This window comes from Larkinella knui, assembly GCF_003858645.1.
Taxonomy (GTDB): domain Bacteria; phylum Bacteroidota; class Bacteroidia; order Cytophagales; family Spirosomataceae; genus Larkinella; species Larkinella knui.
Genome location: NZ_RQJP01000008.1, coordinates 17,891 through 33,068, shown reverse-complemented (window position 1 = coordinate 33,068; position 15,178 = coordinate 17,891). Strand labels below are relative to the sequence as shown.

Below are 15,178 nucleotides of genomic sequence, written 5' to 3'. Positions count from 1 at the left end.
AGGGGCTTTAACGAGCCCTTTTTTGATTTTTGTTTTTTCGCGACCTTGCTCTTATGAAGTACCTGTTCGTCCTGCTGATTTTTCTGGGCCTGATGGCCTGCGAGCAAAAGCCCAAAACGCTGTTTACGACGTTGTCAGCCGCCGAATCGGGCGTTCGTTTTCAGAATACCGTTACCGAAAACGACTCGTTTAATCTGGTCGATTATTATTACGTCTACAATGGCGGGGGCGTAGCGGTTGGCGATCTGAACAACGACAACCTGCCCGATTTGTATTTCACCGGCAATCAGGTGGGCGACCGGGTGTATCGGAATACGACGAAAGCCGGGTCGGGTTCGCCCACCTTTCAGGACGTGACCGCCAGCGCCGGTATTCAGAAAAGCGGCTGGTCGACGGGCGTGACGATGGCGGATGTGAACGCCGACGGCTTGCTGGATATTTACGTCTGCAAATCGGGGAATTACGAAGGCAACCGCCGGAAAAACCAGCTTTACATCAACAAAGGCAACTTTCGCTTTGAAGAAAGCGCCGAACGATACGGGCTGGCCGATACCAGCTACACCAATCAGGCTACTTTTTTCGACTACGACAAGGACGGCGATCTGGACGTGTATCTGCTGACCAGCACGAACCGAATTCGCAACCCGAACCAGGTCACGCCGGTTATCACCGATGGGTCCGGGCTGGCCAACGACAGACTGTTTCGCAACGATTCGGACGCGTCCGGCCCCCGGTTTACGGACGTCACCCAATTGGCGGGAATTCTCCACGATGGTTTCGGTCTGGGACTGACGGTTTCGGATTTCAACCAGGACGGCTGGGAGGATATTTACGTCGCCAACGATTTTCTGGCGAATGATTTTCTGTACGTCAACAACCGGAACGGCACGTTTAGCGAAGTCGGCAAAACGTATTTCAAGCACCACAGCCAGTTTTCGATGGGGTGTGATGCTGCCGACATCAACAACGACGGCTTGCCGGATCTGGTGGTGGCGGATATGCTCCCGGCCGACAACGAGCAGCGCAAAAAAATGGCGGGTCCGGCCAATTACCAGCAGTTTGAAAGCACCATCCGGCAAGGCTACCACCCGCAGTTTATGCGGAACATGCTCCAGGTGAACGAGGGAAAAGCCCCCGACGGCCGAATGGTTTTTTCGGAAATCGGGCAGTTTGCCGGTATTTCGGCCACCGACTGGAGCTGGTCACCGCTGCTGGCGGATCTGGACAACGATGGCTGGCGGGATTTGATGATCACCAACGGCTATCTGCGCGATATTACCGATCTGGATTTTGTGTCATTCAATGATTCGTTTGCGCAGGGAAACCGCACCCCCGAAGAAATTAACGCCTATTTGCGGCAGGGCGCGCCCAAAATGCCGAGCATCAAAAAGCCGAACCGGTTTTTTCGGAACCACCGGGATCTGACGTTCGACGATGTGACGGCTTCCTGGTTTGGAGCTGAACCGTCGCTGTCGAACGGCTCGGCCTACGCCGATCTGGACCGCGACGGTGATTTGGATTTAATCGTCAACAACATCAATCAGGACGCCTACATCCTGCAAAACAATACCGCCAACACCCATTATCTGCAACTGAAATTGCAGGGACCAAAGCAGAATCCGTTTGGGCTGGGAGTCGATGTGACGCTTTATAGCAAAGGACTGACGCAAACGCACCACCAGGCGGTTACGCGCGGGTTTCAATCCTCCGTCGATTACATCATTCATTTTGGATTGGGTTCAGGCAAAACCGTTGATTCGCTGACGGTGGTCTGGCCGGACGGCAACGCCCAGACGCTGAAAAAACCGGCCATCGACCGGCTGTTGACCGTCGATTACCGTCAGGCTTTCCCCACCGTTAAGCAACCGGAAAACCGCCCGGCCACGCTGCTGACCGACGTAACCCGGGCCTCCGGGATTCAGTTTGTGCACCAGGAAGAATCGTATCTGGACTACAATCAGGAGCCGCTTTTGCCCCATAAGCTCTCCCAGCAAGGCCCCAAACTGGCGGCTGGTGATGTAAACGGCGACGGTCTGGACGATGTATTCATCGGCGGTTCGTTTCGGCATTACGGAAAACTGTTGATCCAGACACCGGCGGGGCGGTTTGTCGAAAAACCGTATACCGACGAATCGCTGCCGAAAGACGAAGAAGACGTCGGGGCGTTGTTGTTCGATGCCGACGGCGACAACGACCAGGATCTGTACATCGTCAGCGGTTCCAATGAATATTACGACGGTTCCGAGTATTACCAGGACCGGCTGTATCTCAACGACGGAAAAGGAAACTTCACGAAGGTAACTGACCGGTTGCCCGCCATCCGCCACAGCGGTTCGTGCGTTATGGCCCTTGATTTTGACAAAGACGGCGACCTCGATCTGTTTCGGGGGGGACGGTTGAAGGCGTTGCAGTATCCGCTTCCCGGCGAAAGCTATCTGCTGGTCAATGAAAAAGGCCGCTTTCGGGATGCAACCGATCAACTGGCTCCCAACCTGCGGAACATCGGCATGGTGACCGATGCGGTTTGGGCCGACATCGACCAGGATTCGTGGCCGGATCTGGTGGTGGTGGGCGAAATGATGCCGATTACGGTTTTTAAAAACAACCGCGGGCGGCTCGCGCCAGCCTCATTCGATGCGCTGAAAGGGTCGGAAGGGTTCTGGAATTGCATTCGTTCGGGTGATTTTGATCAGGACGGCGACGTAGATTTTGTGATCGGCAATCTGGGGTTGAACAGCCGCTACCGGGTGTCGTCCGGCGAGCCGATGCGCATTTACGCGGCCGATTACGACGGCAACGGGCGGCTCGATGCCCTGGGTTCGTATTACCTGGGCGGCATCGAATACCCGATTGCGTCCCGCGACGAACTGGGCCGGCAATTGCCCGTCATCAAAAAGCAGTTTACCAATTACGCCCTGTACGCAAAAGCCAAATTGACCGACCTGTTGCCTGACGACAAACGGCAGGCCAGTACGGTTCTTCAGGCGTGCTGGCAGCAAAGTGTGCTTCTGGAAAATACCGGGGGCAATTTTCGGCTGCAACCCCTGCCCGCTCCGGCGCAGTGGGCTCCCATTCAAAGCCTGCTGGTGGAAGACATCGATCAGGATGGTCAGCTGGATGTGCTGGCGGTGGGCAATGCCTACGAAGCCGAGTCGGTGGCCGGGCAGTACGATGCCCTGACGGGTCTGGTGCTGAAAGGAAACGGGAAAGGCGGTTTTCAGCCGTTGCTTTTTCCACAAACCGGTTTTCTGGCCGACGGCGATTGCAAATTCATCATCGGATTGAACAACCCGGCCAAACGCCTGATTGTGGTTTCGGCCAACAAGGGCGCGTTGCAGGTTTTTCGACCCCGGAGAAAATGAGCTAAAACCGTAAAATTATCCATGAAATGCAAAATTTGCTCCATTCCGCTTAGGACTATTACTGACTAAATTTGTGTTGGATCAATACCGTCCGGTTGGGCAGCGTATGAACACAAAAGTAATCATAGTCAGTGGCGCGGTGGTGGGAATGGGCTTGTTGCTGTCGTCGTTCCTGGGTTTGTTCGAAGACCGCATCGATTTCAACACGCAGGTTAAACCACTGCTGAATAAAAACTGCATTGCCTGCCACGGGGGCGTCAAAAAAGCGGGCGGATTTTCCGTGCTGTTCCGGCACGAAGCGGTTGCGCCCACAAAATCCGGCAAACCCGCCCTCATTCCCGGCGATGCCGAAGCCAGTGAAATGATTCGCCGGTTGACGCTCACCGACCACGACGAACGCATGCCGCTCGACGCGCCACCCCTGAAACCGGAAGAAATTGAAATGCTCCGAAAGTGGATCGATCAGGGGGCCGAATGGGGTGATCACTGGGCGTATACCCGCATCGAAAAACCGGAAATCCCGCCGGTTGGTACGTTCTGGAGCCGGTTAGGAGTTTCCAAAAATGACGAAACTGACTGGGTAAAAAATGAAATCGACCCGTTTGTTCTCGAAAAACTCCGGGGCCAATCCCTGAAACCCTCCCCGGAAACGGACCGGGTGACGCTCATCCGCCGGGTTTCCCTCGATCTGACCGGTTTGCCGCCTACGCAGCAGGACGTGGCGAATTTTGTAAACGACCCATCGCCGAATGCCTACGAGAAAGTAGTGGACCGACTGCTGGCCTCACCGGATTACGGCGAACGCTGGACCGCGCTCTGGCTCGACCTGGCCCGCTATGCCGACTCGAAAGGCTACGAAAAGGATACCGAACGAAAAATCTGGCGCTACCGCGATTGGGTCATCAACGCGTTCAACTCCGATAAGCCCTACGACCAGTTCACGATTGAGCAACTGGCGGGTGATTTGCTGCCGAAACCGACTGACGATCAGCTCATTGCGACCGGTTTCCACCGCAACACGATGACCAATGACGAGGGCGGAACGCAGGATGAGGAGTTTCGGACGGCCGCCGTTATCGACCGCGTCAACACGACCTGGGATGTTTTTCAGGGAACGACCTTCGCGTGTGTGCAGTGCCACAGTCATCCGTACGATCCGTTTGTGCACGACGAATACTACAAATACCTGGCGTTTTTCAACAACACCCGCGACGAAGACGTCCAGACCGATACGCCTACGCTCCGGTTTTTCAAGGATCAGGACTCGGTGAAAGTGGCCGAACTGAAAACCTGGGTGGCGTCGCACACGGCTCATCCTCAGCAGGTTCAGGAGTTGGTCAACTTCGTTCGGTTGACCGAACCCAAGATCAATTCCCACGATTTCGATCAGTACGTCAACGCGTCGCTGCTGGATGCCAAGTTTTTCGGCGTGCAACACGGCGGCTCGGCCCGCATCAAAAACGTGGCGCTGACGGGTGCAAATCGCCTGATTATTTCCGTCGGAACCAATGCCGAAAAGGCGGTTTTAACGCTCCACCAGAACAGCCCGACCGGTCCGAAACTGCTGACGATTCCCGTACCGAAAACCGGTAGTCAATGGCGCGATACCGTGATGATCTACGCGCTTCCGGCCGTTTCGGGTCGCCATCATCTGTACCTGACGATGGACAGCCCGAAGCAACCGAAGGACTGGACGATGATCAAGTGGGTGTCGTTTCGGCCCGCCATACCGGGCACATCCGCTACGGTTTTGGGCGAAATGGATGTGAAACTTCAGGCTTTGTTGAACGCCAAACCGGAATCGACGCCGGTCTTGCTGGAAGGGACCGGCGATTTTGCCCGGAAAACCCACGTCTTTGAGCGGGGAAACTGGCTGGTAAAAGGAAAACCGGTGCAACCCGACGTGCCCAAATCACTGCCTCCCTTGCCGACCGATACCAACGGAAAACCCGTACCCCGCAACCGCCTGGGACTGGCGAAGTGGATGGTCGATCGGGAGCATCCGTTAACGGCGCGGGTGGCCGTCAACCGTTTTTGGGAACAACTTTTCGGAACCGGTCTGGTCGAAACCGTAGAAGATCTGGGAACGCAGGGAATCCCGCCCACCCACCGCGAACTGCTGGATTACCTGGCTGCCGAATTCATGGAAACCGATCAGTGGTCGGTGAAACGCCTGCTCAAACGCCTGGTTCTGTCGGCTACCTACCGCCAGCGTTCGGAAGCTTCGGAGGAACTGGTGGCCAAAGATCCTTTCAATCGCTGGCTGGCCCGCGGCCCCCGCGTTCGGTTAACCGCCGAACAGGTTCGGGATCAGGCCCTGGCAACCAGCGGCTTGTTGAGTCACAAACGGTTTGGACCCAGCGTGAAACCCGTTCAGCCCGACGGCATCTGGCAGTCGCCCTACAACGGAGAAAGCTGGAAACTGAGCGAAGGAGAAGACCGCTACCGCCGGGCGTTGTACACCTACTGGAAACGAACCTCGCCGTATCCGTCGATGATTACGTTCGATAGTCCAAGCCGCGAGTTTTGTCAGGTGCGACGAATCCGGACAAACACGCCTTTACAAGCCCTCGTCACCCTGAACGACCCGGTTTTTGTGGAATCGGCCCGGATGCTGGCGGAGTTGATGCAGAAGCGGGGAAAAACCGCCGACCAACAAATTCAGGCGGGTTTCCGGCAGGTTATGCAGCGTAATCCGGCGCCCCAAAAGCTGGCGGTGCTGGTGGGATTGTACCGCAAATCGGAGCGTTATTACCAACAGCATCCGACCGATGCACAGAAGTTACTGGCCGCCGAAAACGCCACGCCCCAACTGGCCGCGCTGACGATTACCGCCAATACGATGTTGAATCTGGACGAGATTATTACGAAAGAGTAGTATGAAAAAGCTCATTGACGAATTACAACAGGCTGCAGCCCAGCGCGAAACCCGGCGGCATTTTCTGCACACCTGCTCAACGGGACTCGGCGCAATGGCCCTCAGTTCGGTGCTGTCCAGTTGTGGTCTTTTTGGAAAATCCGATGAAAGCTCGTCCGTTACGAGTACGCAACCGCAGGGGAACGACGGCCGGTCGCCGACGGCGGTGCGCCCGGCGCAGTTTCCGGGGAAAGCCAAGCGCGTGATTTACATCCATATGGCGGGTTCGCCGTCGCAGTTGGAGCTGTTCGATTACAAACCCGAACTGGCAAAATACAACGGCAAAGACTGTCCGCAGGAGTTGCTGACGGGCAAGAAATTTGCCTTCATCCGGGGCGTTCCCAAAATGCTGGGGCCGCAGGGCAAGTTTGCGCAACACGGGCAGTCGGGCGCGTGGGTTTCCGACTATTTACCGCATTTGCAGGGCGTGGTGGATGAAATTACGTTTCTGAAAGCCATGCACACCGACCAGTTCAACCACGCGCCGGCCCAGTTGCTGATGCACACGGGAGCCGCCCGGCTGGGACGGCCCAGTATGGGTTCGTGGGTGACCTACGGACTGGGAACGGAAAATGACAACCTGCCCGGTTACATCGTGCTGGCGTCGGGCGGAAAACAGCCCGATGCCGGGAAGTCGGTTTGGGGGAGCGGTTTTTTGCCCTCGGTCTATCAGGGCGTTCAGTGCCGCACCGAAGGCGACCCGGTTTTGTACGTGTCCAATCCGGATGGCATGTCGCGCGATATGCGAAAAAATACCATCGATGCCATTTCAGAAATCAACAGGCAGCAATACAACGATGTGAAAGACCCCGAAATTCTGACCCGAATCGCTCAGTACGAACTGGCTTTCCGGATGCAGATGTCGGTGCCCGACGCGATGGATATCAAGGGCGAACCGCAGTACATGCTCGATTTGTACGGCGTCGATCCCAATAAAGGATCTTTTGCCCGAAATTGTCTGCTGGCCCGGCGGCTGGTGGAGCGCGGTGTTCGCTTCGTACAGTTGTTCGATTGGGGCTGGGATTCGCACGGGACGGATACCAGTACGGCCATCGACGTGGGTTTGCACGAAAAATGCCGGCAGTCCGATCAGGCCGTAGCGGCTTTGTTGCAGGATCTGAAGCAACGCGGCCTGCTGGACGATACGCTCGTGGTGTGGGGTGGCGAATTTGGCCGGACGCCCATGCAGGAAAACCGGGATGGCCAGACGTTACCCTTCAAGGGTCGCGATCACCACCTGGATGCGTTCACGGTCTGGATGGCGGGTGGTGGCGTCAAGCGCGGTTTTTCGTTTGGCGAAACCGACGACATTGGCTATTACGGCGTTAAGGACCAGGTTCACATTCACGATTTGCAGGCCACGATTCTGCATTTACTGGGTTTCAATCACGAAAAACTAACCTATCAGTTTCAGGGCCGACCGTTCCGGCTAACGGATGTGGCCGGAAAAGTAGTCAAACCGATTCTGGCCTAGCAGAAGGGTCCGGTTTGGCGGGGCTTCTAAAAACTCTTCGTAGCAAGGGCTATTCACATCCGTGAATGGTCCTTGCTGCGAAGAGTTTTTATCTTTCAAGTTTATTTTTTTCTAGATGCAGTGACTTTGTGGGATGACCTTCGTCTTACTGAAGGCGGGCAGAGGATGAAAATACATCCGTTTGCCCCTGAAAATTATTCCCTATCGTCGTTTTAACGACATTACGTAAACAACCCGTTGAAAAAGACACTTCGCTCCCTATTGATTCTGACGTTCATCATTACCTCCGTAATCATCGCCAGTCCGGCCAGCATCCGCGGAATCCTGATCGCTATCGGTAGCTTCGAGATTGTGGGCATTAGTATCCTGGCCTGGATGGCCGCTTCGGCCCGGTGGGTAGTTGAGAATCACCAGGCCGTGCTACAATCCACAAGGGAAGTGCCATGCCCGTAAGCGACCGGTCTGGTGAAACCCTTCTAGTTGACCGCGACGAGTCGGGGAGCCGCTTTGGTTTGCCGGGTGGCCAGCGTTAGTTCCTGCGTGGTGGTCTGGACCCCATTGCTGATGGATACCTGATAGACGCCGTCGGGCAGGGCACTGACATCCAGCCGCAACCGGGCGGCTTGCCGACGTTTTCCAATCTGTTCGGCGAAGAACTCCGTGCCGGCCCGATTGGTGAGTCGCACCAGAACTTTACCACTGGTTTCCTTGTGCAACGCAATCTGTATTTTGCCTTCGGTAGTGGTATACAGGCTACTCTGGAAGGCGGCTATTTTTTTGGGTTGACCGTTGGGTTGGTTGGTTTCAGCCTGAGAAACAGCGCAGGTAACAGCAGTCAGGGCAAAGGCAACGAGCAGGGATTTGATAAGCGTTTTCATGGCGTATGATGGTTGAATTTTTGTCCGTTTGAATGAATCAAAGGTCGGTTTCAACGCCCGAAAAGGCTGTCACAAATGAGTCAATCCCTGCTACTTTTGGGAAAAGTGCAGAACTGGCTTCGACAGCGAAGCAACCGGGTTATTTTTTCTGATACACCCGTACATAATCATAGGCTACGTCGTCAGGCAATACCGCCAGGGCCGGGTCACCTCCCCAGCCGGTGAGTTCGAGGCTCAGCAGCAGGTACTCTTCGGCCGTGGAAACGGCGGTGGTGGTGCGCCAGGTTTCCTGGTTATCCACGAAAAAAACGTATTCTTTTTCTGTCCAGAGGAGGCCAAAGGTGTGAAAGCCGGTTTCGATGGCAGGCACGGTTGTTTTTTTACCCGCAGTTTTATGATCACTACCGTACCCGTCCCAGTGCAGGTTGTGGTGAATCGTCGCGGGTTCTTTCCGGTGGTATTCAAAAATGTCAATTTCAACGCCGGAACGAACCGGATCACCCACAATCTTCCCCATCGTCGGGGTTTGCAGCCAGAACGCCACGTGCGGACCCGGTTGGTGGTTCATCCGGGCTCGGCATTCAAAATAACCGTACGTCGTTTTGTAGAATTTCTCCGTACCCAACTGGCCGATTTTGTATTCATTGCCGACCTTCTGCAACGCAATGAGGAGGTTGCCCTGGCCGTCGAGCCGAATGGTTTCTTTTGCCACCCGCCCCAGGTTCCGGACCACCCCCAACTGACGGTATTCCCATTTGGTCAGGTCCAACGCCGTGCCATCGAACTCATCCCGCCAAACCACCTGATAGCCTTCGTTTAGCAAACGTTTGGCCAGTGGACTGTCGTCGGCGGAGGTTCCGGAAACAAGTGGTCTTGTGCCATGATTCGCACAAGACCACCCGAGAAACGCAAAAAGAAGGATTTTCTTCACGGTATTGCCTACCAGCCGGGGTTCTGGGTCAGTTTGGGATTCATTTCAATTTCCGTCTGCGGAATGGGCCAGACGGTGATGTTATCTTTCCAGGTATACGGAATGGTGATGCTGCCCCAGATCTGATTGACGCCACTTCCCGGCGTAAACACCTTGTCCTTCAGCGACCCCCAGCGGAGTTCGTCGAAATAATTGATGCCTTCATTGACAAACTCAACCCGGCGTTCGTTGCGGATTCGCTCGCGCAAATCGGCCTGACCGCTCACCGTCGTGGCCGCGGAGGAATTCAGCAAACCAATTCCGGCCCGGCCGCGCACTTCATTGACCAGCGCAATGGCTTCGGCGGTTTTATTCTGCTCGTTGAGCGCTTCGGCCCACATCAGCAGCACGTCGGCGTAGCGGATGAGCGGAAAGTCGATCGGGCCGAACTGGCGGTTCAGCAATTCGGTGGAACCTTCGTAGACAAACTTGCGGTGCAGGTAAAAGAACTGGCTCCGCGAATCGGTGAATAAGTCGAGAACCGGCGGGGTTTCGCTACGCGATGGCCAGCGGTTGGTATACACCTGATCGGCGCCGTTCTGCGGGCGGCCCAGGTAGGTGGCGTAGGGCACAATGACGTTGCTGAGCAGCCGGGGATCGCGGTTCTGATACGCTTTCGCGATTCGTTCTTCGTTGCCCGTCGGCAGATAAAGCGCCATGTTGAGGCCCTTGTTGGTGCCGGTGGTGATTTCGGCCGCCGTCAGTCCGTTCCGGTAAAAGAAAACCTCGCGTTTGTCAGCGGGCATGCTGCTGAAGCCGGGAATGACGGCGTCCCAGTTGAACTTGCTACCGTCCTTGTTTTCGTACAAATCCACGACGGAGGTCGAAACGTAGTAGTTGTTCCAGCACGAACCGAACGACGACCGGGTGCCGCAATACCACTGGGTGGTGGAACCGTAGGTGTCGACGCCGGTATTCTGGATGGAGAAAATCATTTCGTCAGACTGCTCGTTGGCTTCTTTGAAGAGCTTGCTGTAATCGGCAAAAAGCTTATAACCCGCGTCTTTCACTTTGGCAAAATCCGCAGCGGCTTCAGCGTATTTTTTCTGATACAGATACGCTTTACCGCGCAGGGCATAAGCGGCCCCTTTCGTGACGTGGCCGTAATTGGCGGCTTTGGCCACGTATTTGTCCGGCAGGTTCGGTTCGCTGATGGCTTCCGTCAGATCCTTGATAACCTGTTCCCAAACCTTCTCCTCGGTTTCGCGGGGGCGGTTCATCTCGGCAACGGTGACGGGTTCGAGGTAGATCGGAACACCTTTAAAAACCTGATTCAGCCGCAGATAGAAATACGCCCGCAGAAATTTACACTCGGCAATCAGCCGCGCCTTTTTCTCCGCTGCCGAGGGCGACTTGGCCGCAATATTGGTAATGGCATCGTTGGCCCGGTGGACGCCTTCGTAGAGTTCTTTCCAGGTGTTGAGAAACCGGGTGCTGGAGGTGGTGGAGGTACCATTGATCATGTCGTTGCCACCGCGGCTCGAGGAGGTAAAGCCCATGCCGTCCATCTGGTACAGTTCCCGGTCGGATGCTCCCCCGGTTTGAATCCCCAGCCGCAGGGCGTTATATACCCCGGTCACGCCGAGGTCGGTCAGGTTGTCGCTCACCCACATGTTGGCCGAGCTGATCGAGCCGTAGGGCGTGGTGTCCAGCAAATCGTTTTCGCAACTGCCGAGACTAAGCACCACCATCAGGCCAAGGCCCGCTTTGTTGATGCCCGTGTTTCCAATAGTCTTTATCAATCGAAGGAAGTTCATAGTCTTGGAGGGTATCAATTAAAAGGTTACGTTCAGGCCCACGGCATACTGCTTCATCGTCGGATACGAGACGTTGGCTCCCACTTCCGGATCGAGGCCCGGGTATTTGGTGATCATAAAGACGTTCTCGCCCGACAAAAACACCCGCGCGCGGCTCATCCCGATTTTAGAACCCCAGGCGGTCGGAATCGTATAGCCGATCTGGAGGTTCTTCAGTTTGATGTACGAAGCATCATACAACCAGTAACTGCTTGGAATATTGGTCTGGTTGTCAGCGTTGTATTTCAGGCGCGGGAAGGTGCCACCAAGGTTGTTGGCCGGGTCGTTCGGGTTGGCGTCGTTGTAATAATAATGATCGTCGGCAATCCGCGTGCCGATGGAGTTGGTCAGCGTGGTGCGCGTTCCGTTGACGCCCGTCTGGTTATACAGGTATTTCATGCCCGCGCTTCCGGCCCACAGCATCGAGAAGTCGAACCCGTGCCAGGACGCACTCAGCGAAAGGCCCATGATGAATTTTGGCGTGCTGCTCGCGCCCGAAAACCGCTTGTCGAAGTTATTGCCGTAGGTGCCGTCGCCGTTGCTGTCGGCATAAATCAGGTCACCGTAGTACAGCTGCCCTTTCCCGATGGTGCCAACCGGCTGAAACTTATACCCTTTGGCTATCATCGCCTGCACCCACGCCAAATCTTCGGGCGTACGGATCATGCCGTCGGTTGGTCCGCCGTTGATATTGACCGTTCCGTCTGCATTGGAATGGCTGCCACTGCCCTTATAAACGTCCAGAAGATAATACTCGTCAATCGGGTGGCCTTCCAGAACGCGGGTATCGGCCCCACTCGACACCTGTCCGATGTTGGAATTATAGACCTTATTCCCAGCCGCATCCGTCGTGTAGCCTTCAGCCAGCGTCCCCCGGTAATTCGTCACCCGGTTGATGTTGTAGGCCACGTTGCCACTCACGGAGAAATCGACCTGACCGATTTTGTCACGCCAGCCCAGCGTTAACTCCAGCCCTTTGTTCAGCACCCCCGCCGTATTCTGCGTGGGAGCCGCTTTGGTTCCGGCGGTGAGGAAAATGGGCGGGGTGGTCAGAATACCGTCGGTCAATTTGTGGTACCAGTCCAGTTCAAAATTCATCCGGCCCTTGAACAAGGCCCCTTCCAGACCAATGTCGGTCAGTGCCGTCGATTCCCACAGCAAGAGCGTATTGGCGTATTTGGCCTGCACCAGCCCGGTGGTGGCTACATTGTTGAACGAGTAAGGTACTTTGCCGTAGACGGCCTGGTAGTCGTAATCGCCCGATGTGCCAGGGGCATAAATCCGATTGTTATTCGCACCATTGTTGCCCAATTTACCCCACGACGCCCGCAGTTTCAGGCCCTGAATTTTTTCATTCAGACCCCGCAGGAACGGTTCTTCCGAAAGCCGCCAGCCCGCTGAAAATGAAGGGAATACGCCCCAGCGGCTTTCGGGCGCAAACCGTGACGAACCGTCGTACCGCAAATTGGCTTCAAACAGGTATTTCGACTGATAGGCGTAGTTGACCCGTCCGAAGTAGGACCGCATGGCGCGGTTATACTCCTGTCCGCCAGCGGTATTCGAGGTTTCTCCGGCCGAACCGAGCGTCGTCGTCGTGTAATCGATCAGGCCGCGTTTCGAGGCATTGAAGTCATAATACCGGAAATTGAACTGGTTGTAGCCAGCCAGGGCACCAAACTCGTGATCGTTCCCGAAGGTGGTGCTGTAGCGCAAAACGTTGTCCAGCGTCAGCAGGTAATCCCGGTTGAAGGCGTACCCGGTCGTCAGCTGGTCGGCGGGCGTCAGCTGCACTTTCAGCGTATTGGTCGAAAAATCCCAGCGTTCGGCCGGCCCGGGCAGGGCGTAGGAATTGCTTTCGTTGAAGCGGGTCTGGTAGTTCACTTTCGGCTCCAGCGTCAGTCCTTTCGCCAGGGTCACCACACCATACAGGGTGGTATTGAACCGCGTCGTGCGGTCGAGTCCGCCGGTTCCGTCCAGGTACGAAAAGATGTTGTTGACCGTCGTCGGCTCTTCCACCGCCACCGGAAAACCGTATTTCCCGTTGTAATAAGGATAAATACCGGGATTGGTCTGCCACAAATACTGAAACGCCAGATCGGTATTGGCTTTCCCGGCATTTTGCGTCGAAGCAAACGTCTGCGCCCCCAGCGTGAGGAACTTCGTTACTTTCGACTCGATGTTGGCCCGAAGCTGGAAGCGTTTGATCCCGGTATTCTGCATCACACCCCGGTTATCGAGGTAGCCGAGCGACATGTTATACAGCGATTTGTCGCCACCGCCACTGACGGCAATGTTGTGGTTCTGAACAATCTCGTTCCGGAAAACCCAACTGGCCCAGTCCGTATTGGGATAGGCCACGGAGTTGGGAACGCCCCCGGCGCTGATGCCATTGGGATCCTGGTTGGCCTTTTCCCAGGTCTGGATCGTGTTGGCCGAATAGACTTCCGCCACGCCCACATTCCGGTTGCTTTCGTTGAATAACCGCATGTACCGAACGTAGTCCGAGATAAATTCGGGTATATTGCTCGGGCGGGCCGACGATAGGATACCGGTATACGTAACGGTCGTTTTCCTGGCCGACCCTTTTTTGGTCGTGATCAAAATTACGCCGTTGGCCGCCAGAGAGCCGTAGATGGAAGCCGAAGCCGCATCTTTCAGGATCGACATGGACTCGATGTCGTTCGGGTTGACGGCGTCCATCGACCCCTGAACACCGTCGATGATCACCAGCGCGTCGCTGTTGTTGAGCGTGCCCGTTCCCCGAATCCGGATCGTGGCTCCGTCGGAACCCGGTTTGCCCGACGACTGCCGCACAAAAACGCCGGGGGCCAGACCGGCCAGCGAAGAGGAAACGTTGGTAACCGGCCGGCTTTCGATGTTTTTCGACGTGATGGTTGCCACCGAACCCGTCAGGTTGACTTTCTTCTGGGTCCCGTACCCCACGACCACCACTTCGCTAAGGGCCTGCGTATCGGGGGCCATCGTTACGTTGACCGTCGTTTGAGTGCCTACTGCGATTTCCTGCAAAGCATAACCGATAAACGAAAACACGAGTGTTGCGCCTTTATCGACGGCAATGCGGTAGTTGCCGTCGGCGTCGGTCGTGGTGCCGCGCGTGGTACCTTTCACCTGGATGCTGACGCCGGGCAGCCCTTTCCCGGTTTCGTCGGTGACGGCGCCGGTGATGGTTTCCTCGGCAGCCGACGACCGGGTGATCAGCGGGCTATTTGTCGTTGGGACACCCGCAACTGATCCTGCCGTCAGGCAAAGACTCAGAAAGGTGCCCAGTATACCGATTGGTCGGCCATACTGCAAAATCAGAGAGCGTACAAATTGCTTCATATGGGATGGGTTTATTGGTTTCAGGGTACAGGGTCATTCGTTCACTGCGGCTTGATCCGGAAGCGATGGGGTGCGGTTTTTTGCCGAATGCGGAGGCAGATACCGGTGCTGGAATGCCGGTAGAGGACGTGCGCAGGATGGTTGCGGCAATGCGGCTCGGATGGGGAAGCTGGCGGCAGTTCATGGGGATAGGATTCAAGGTTTCGGAATCGATACAGAATCCTGAATTACTTTAGGATTATACCGTATACCAGCAAAATACGGTGATTGTAAGGCATTTTTATGATAAAGAATTTGCAGAATATGTTGTTTAATTTGCGGATTTCGATTTCAACCTTCATTGATCAGCAAATAGTTAGCTATAAAAACAATTCGCTGCCTTCCGATCGCTCAACCGTTTCGAACCCGCTTGAAGACCCGTTCGATGACCATCGCGGGT

At 55.5% G+C, this 15,178-nt stretch carries 8 protein-coding genes; 4 read left to right on the top strand and 4 right to left on the bottom strand.

The window, feature by feature from the left end:
- Window positions 1–53: 53 nt before the first annotated feature.
- The 4 genes from EHT87_RS30470 to EHT87_RS30455 all read left to right on the top strand — a co-directional run bounded on the left by EHT87_RS30470 (window position 54) and on the right by EHT87_RS30455 (window position 8,206).
- Window positions 54–3,362 (top strand): VCBS repeat-containing protein, encoded by a 3,309-nt coding sequence (locus tag EHT87_RS30470; RefSeq protein ID WP_124910589.1) that lies wholly within the window; start codon window positions 54–56, stop codon window positions 3,360–3,362.
- A 106-nt stretch (window positions 3,363–3,468) separates the two neighbouring features.
- Complete coding sequence (locus EHT87_RS30465; RefSeq protein ID WP_124910588.1) at window positions 3,469–6,240, top strand: DUF1553 domain-containing protein; 2,772 nt, start codon at window positions 3,469–3,471, stop codon at window positions 6,238–6,240.
- Between the two features lies 1 nt (window position 6,241).
- Complete coding sequence (locus EHT87_RS30460; protein WP_124910587.1) at window positions 6,242–7,753, top strand: DUF1501 domain-containing protein; 1,512 nt, start codon at window positions 6,242–6,244, stop codon at window positions 7,751–7,753.
- Window positions 7,754–7,990: 237 nt separating this feature from the next.
- Window positions 7,991–8,206, top strand: a complete 216-nt coding sequence (locus tag EHT87_RS30455; RefSeq protein WP_124910586.1) for a hypothetical protein — start codon at window positions 7,991–7,993, stop codon at window positions 8,204–8,206.
- Between the two features lie 23 nt (window positions 8,207–8,229).
- On the opposite strand, the gene EHT87_RS30450 is transcribed toward EHT87_RS30455, so the two are convergent.
- The 4 genes from EHT87_RS30450 to EHT87_RS30435 all read right to left on the bottom strand — a co-directional run bounded on the left by EHT87_RS30450 (window position 8,230) and on the right by EHT87_RS30435 (window position 14,739).
- The gene (locus EHT87_RS30450) at window positions 8,230–8,631 is read right to left on the bottom strand and encodes a T9SS type A sorting domain-containing protein (RefSeq protein WP_124910585.1); all 402 of its coding nucleotides are present in this window, start codon (window positions 8,629–8,631) and stop codon (window positions 8,230–8,232) included.
- Between the two features lie 139 nt (window positions 8,632–8,770).
- Window positions 8,771–9,562: a glycoside hydrolase family 16 protein gene (locus tag EHT87_RS30445; protein WP_185716393.1), complete on the bottom strand. Its 792-nt coding sequence runs from the start codon at window positions 9,560–9,562 to the stop codon at window positions 8,771–8,773.
- An 8-nt stretch (window positions 9,563–9,570) separates the two neighbouring features.
- Entirely contained in the window at window positions 9,571–11,358 is a 1,788-nt protein-coding gene (locus EHT87_RS30440) for a RagB/SusD family nutrient uptake outer membrane protein (RefSeq protein WP_221622099.1), read from the bottom strand.
- 18 nt (window positions 11,359–11,376) lie between these two features.
- Entirely contained in the window at window positions 11,377–14,739 is a 3,363-nt protein-coding gene (locus EHT87_RS30435; protein WP_124910583.1) for a SusC/RagA family TonB-linked outer membrane protein, read from the bottom strand.
- Window positions 14,740–15,178 lie beyond the last annotated feature (439 nt).

What these genes read in the sequence shown, in the direction of transcription:
- EHT87_RS30435 (WP_124910583.1), bottom strand. Translation starts at nt 14,739, where the DNA reads ATGAAGCAATTTGTACGCTCTCTGATTTTGCAGTATGGCCGACCAATC.
- EHT87_RS30465 (WP_124910588.1), top strand. Translation starts at nt 3,469, where the DNA reads ATGAACACAAAAGTAATCATAGTCAGTGGCGCGGTGGTGGGAATGGGC.
- EHT87_RS30450 (WP_124910585.1), bottom strand. Translation starts at nt 8,631, where the DNA reads ATGAAAACGCTTATCAAATCCCTGCTCGTTGCCTTTGCCCTGACTGCT.
- EHT87_RS30460 (WP_124910587.1), top strand. Translation starts at nt 6,242, where the DNA reads ATGAAAAAGCTCATTGACGAATTACAACAGGCTGCAGCCCAGCGCGAA.
- EHT87_RS30440 (WP_221622099.1), bottom strand. Translation starts at nt 11,358, where the DNA reads ATGAACTTCCTTCGATTGATAAAGACTATTGGAAACACGGGCATCAAC.
- EHT87_RS30470 (WP_124910589.1), top strand. Translation starts at nt 54, where the DNA reads ATGAAGTACCTGTTCGTCCTGCTGATTTTTCTGGGCCTGATGGCCTGC.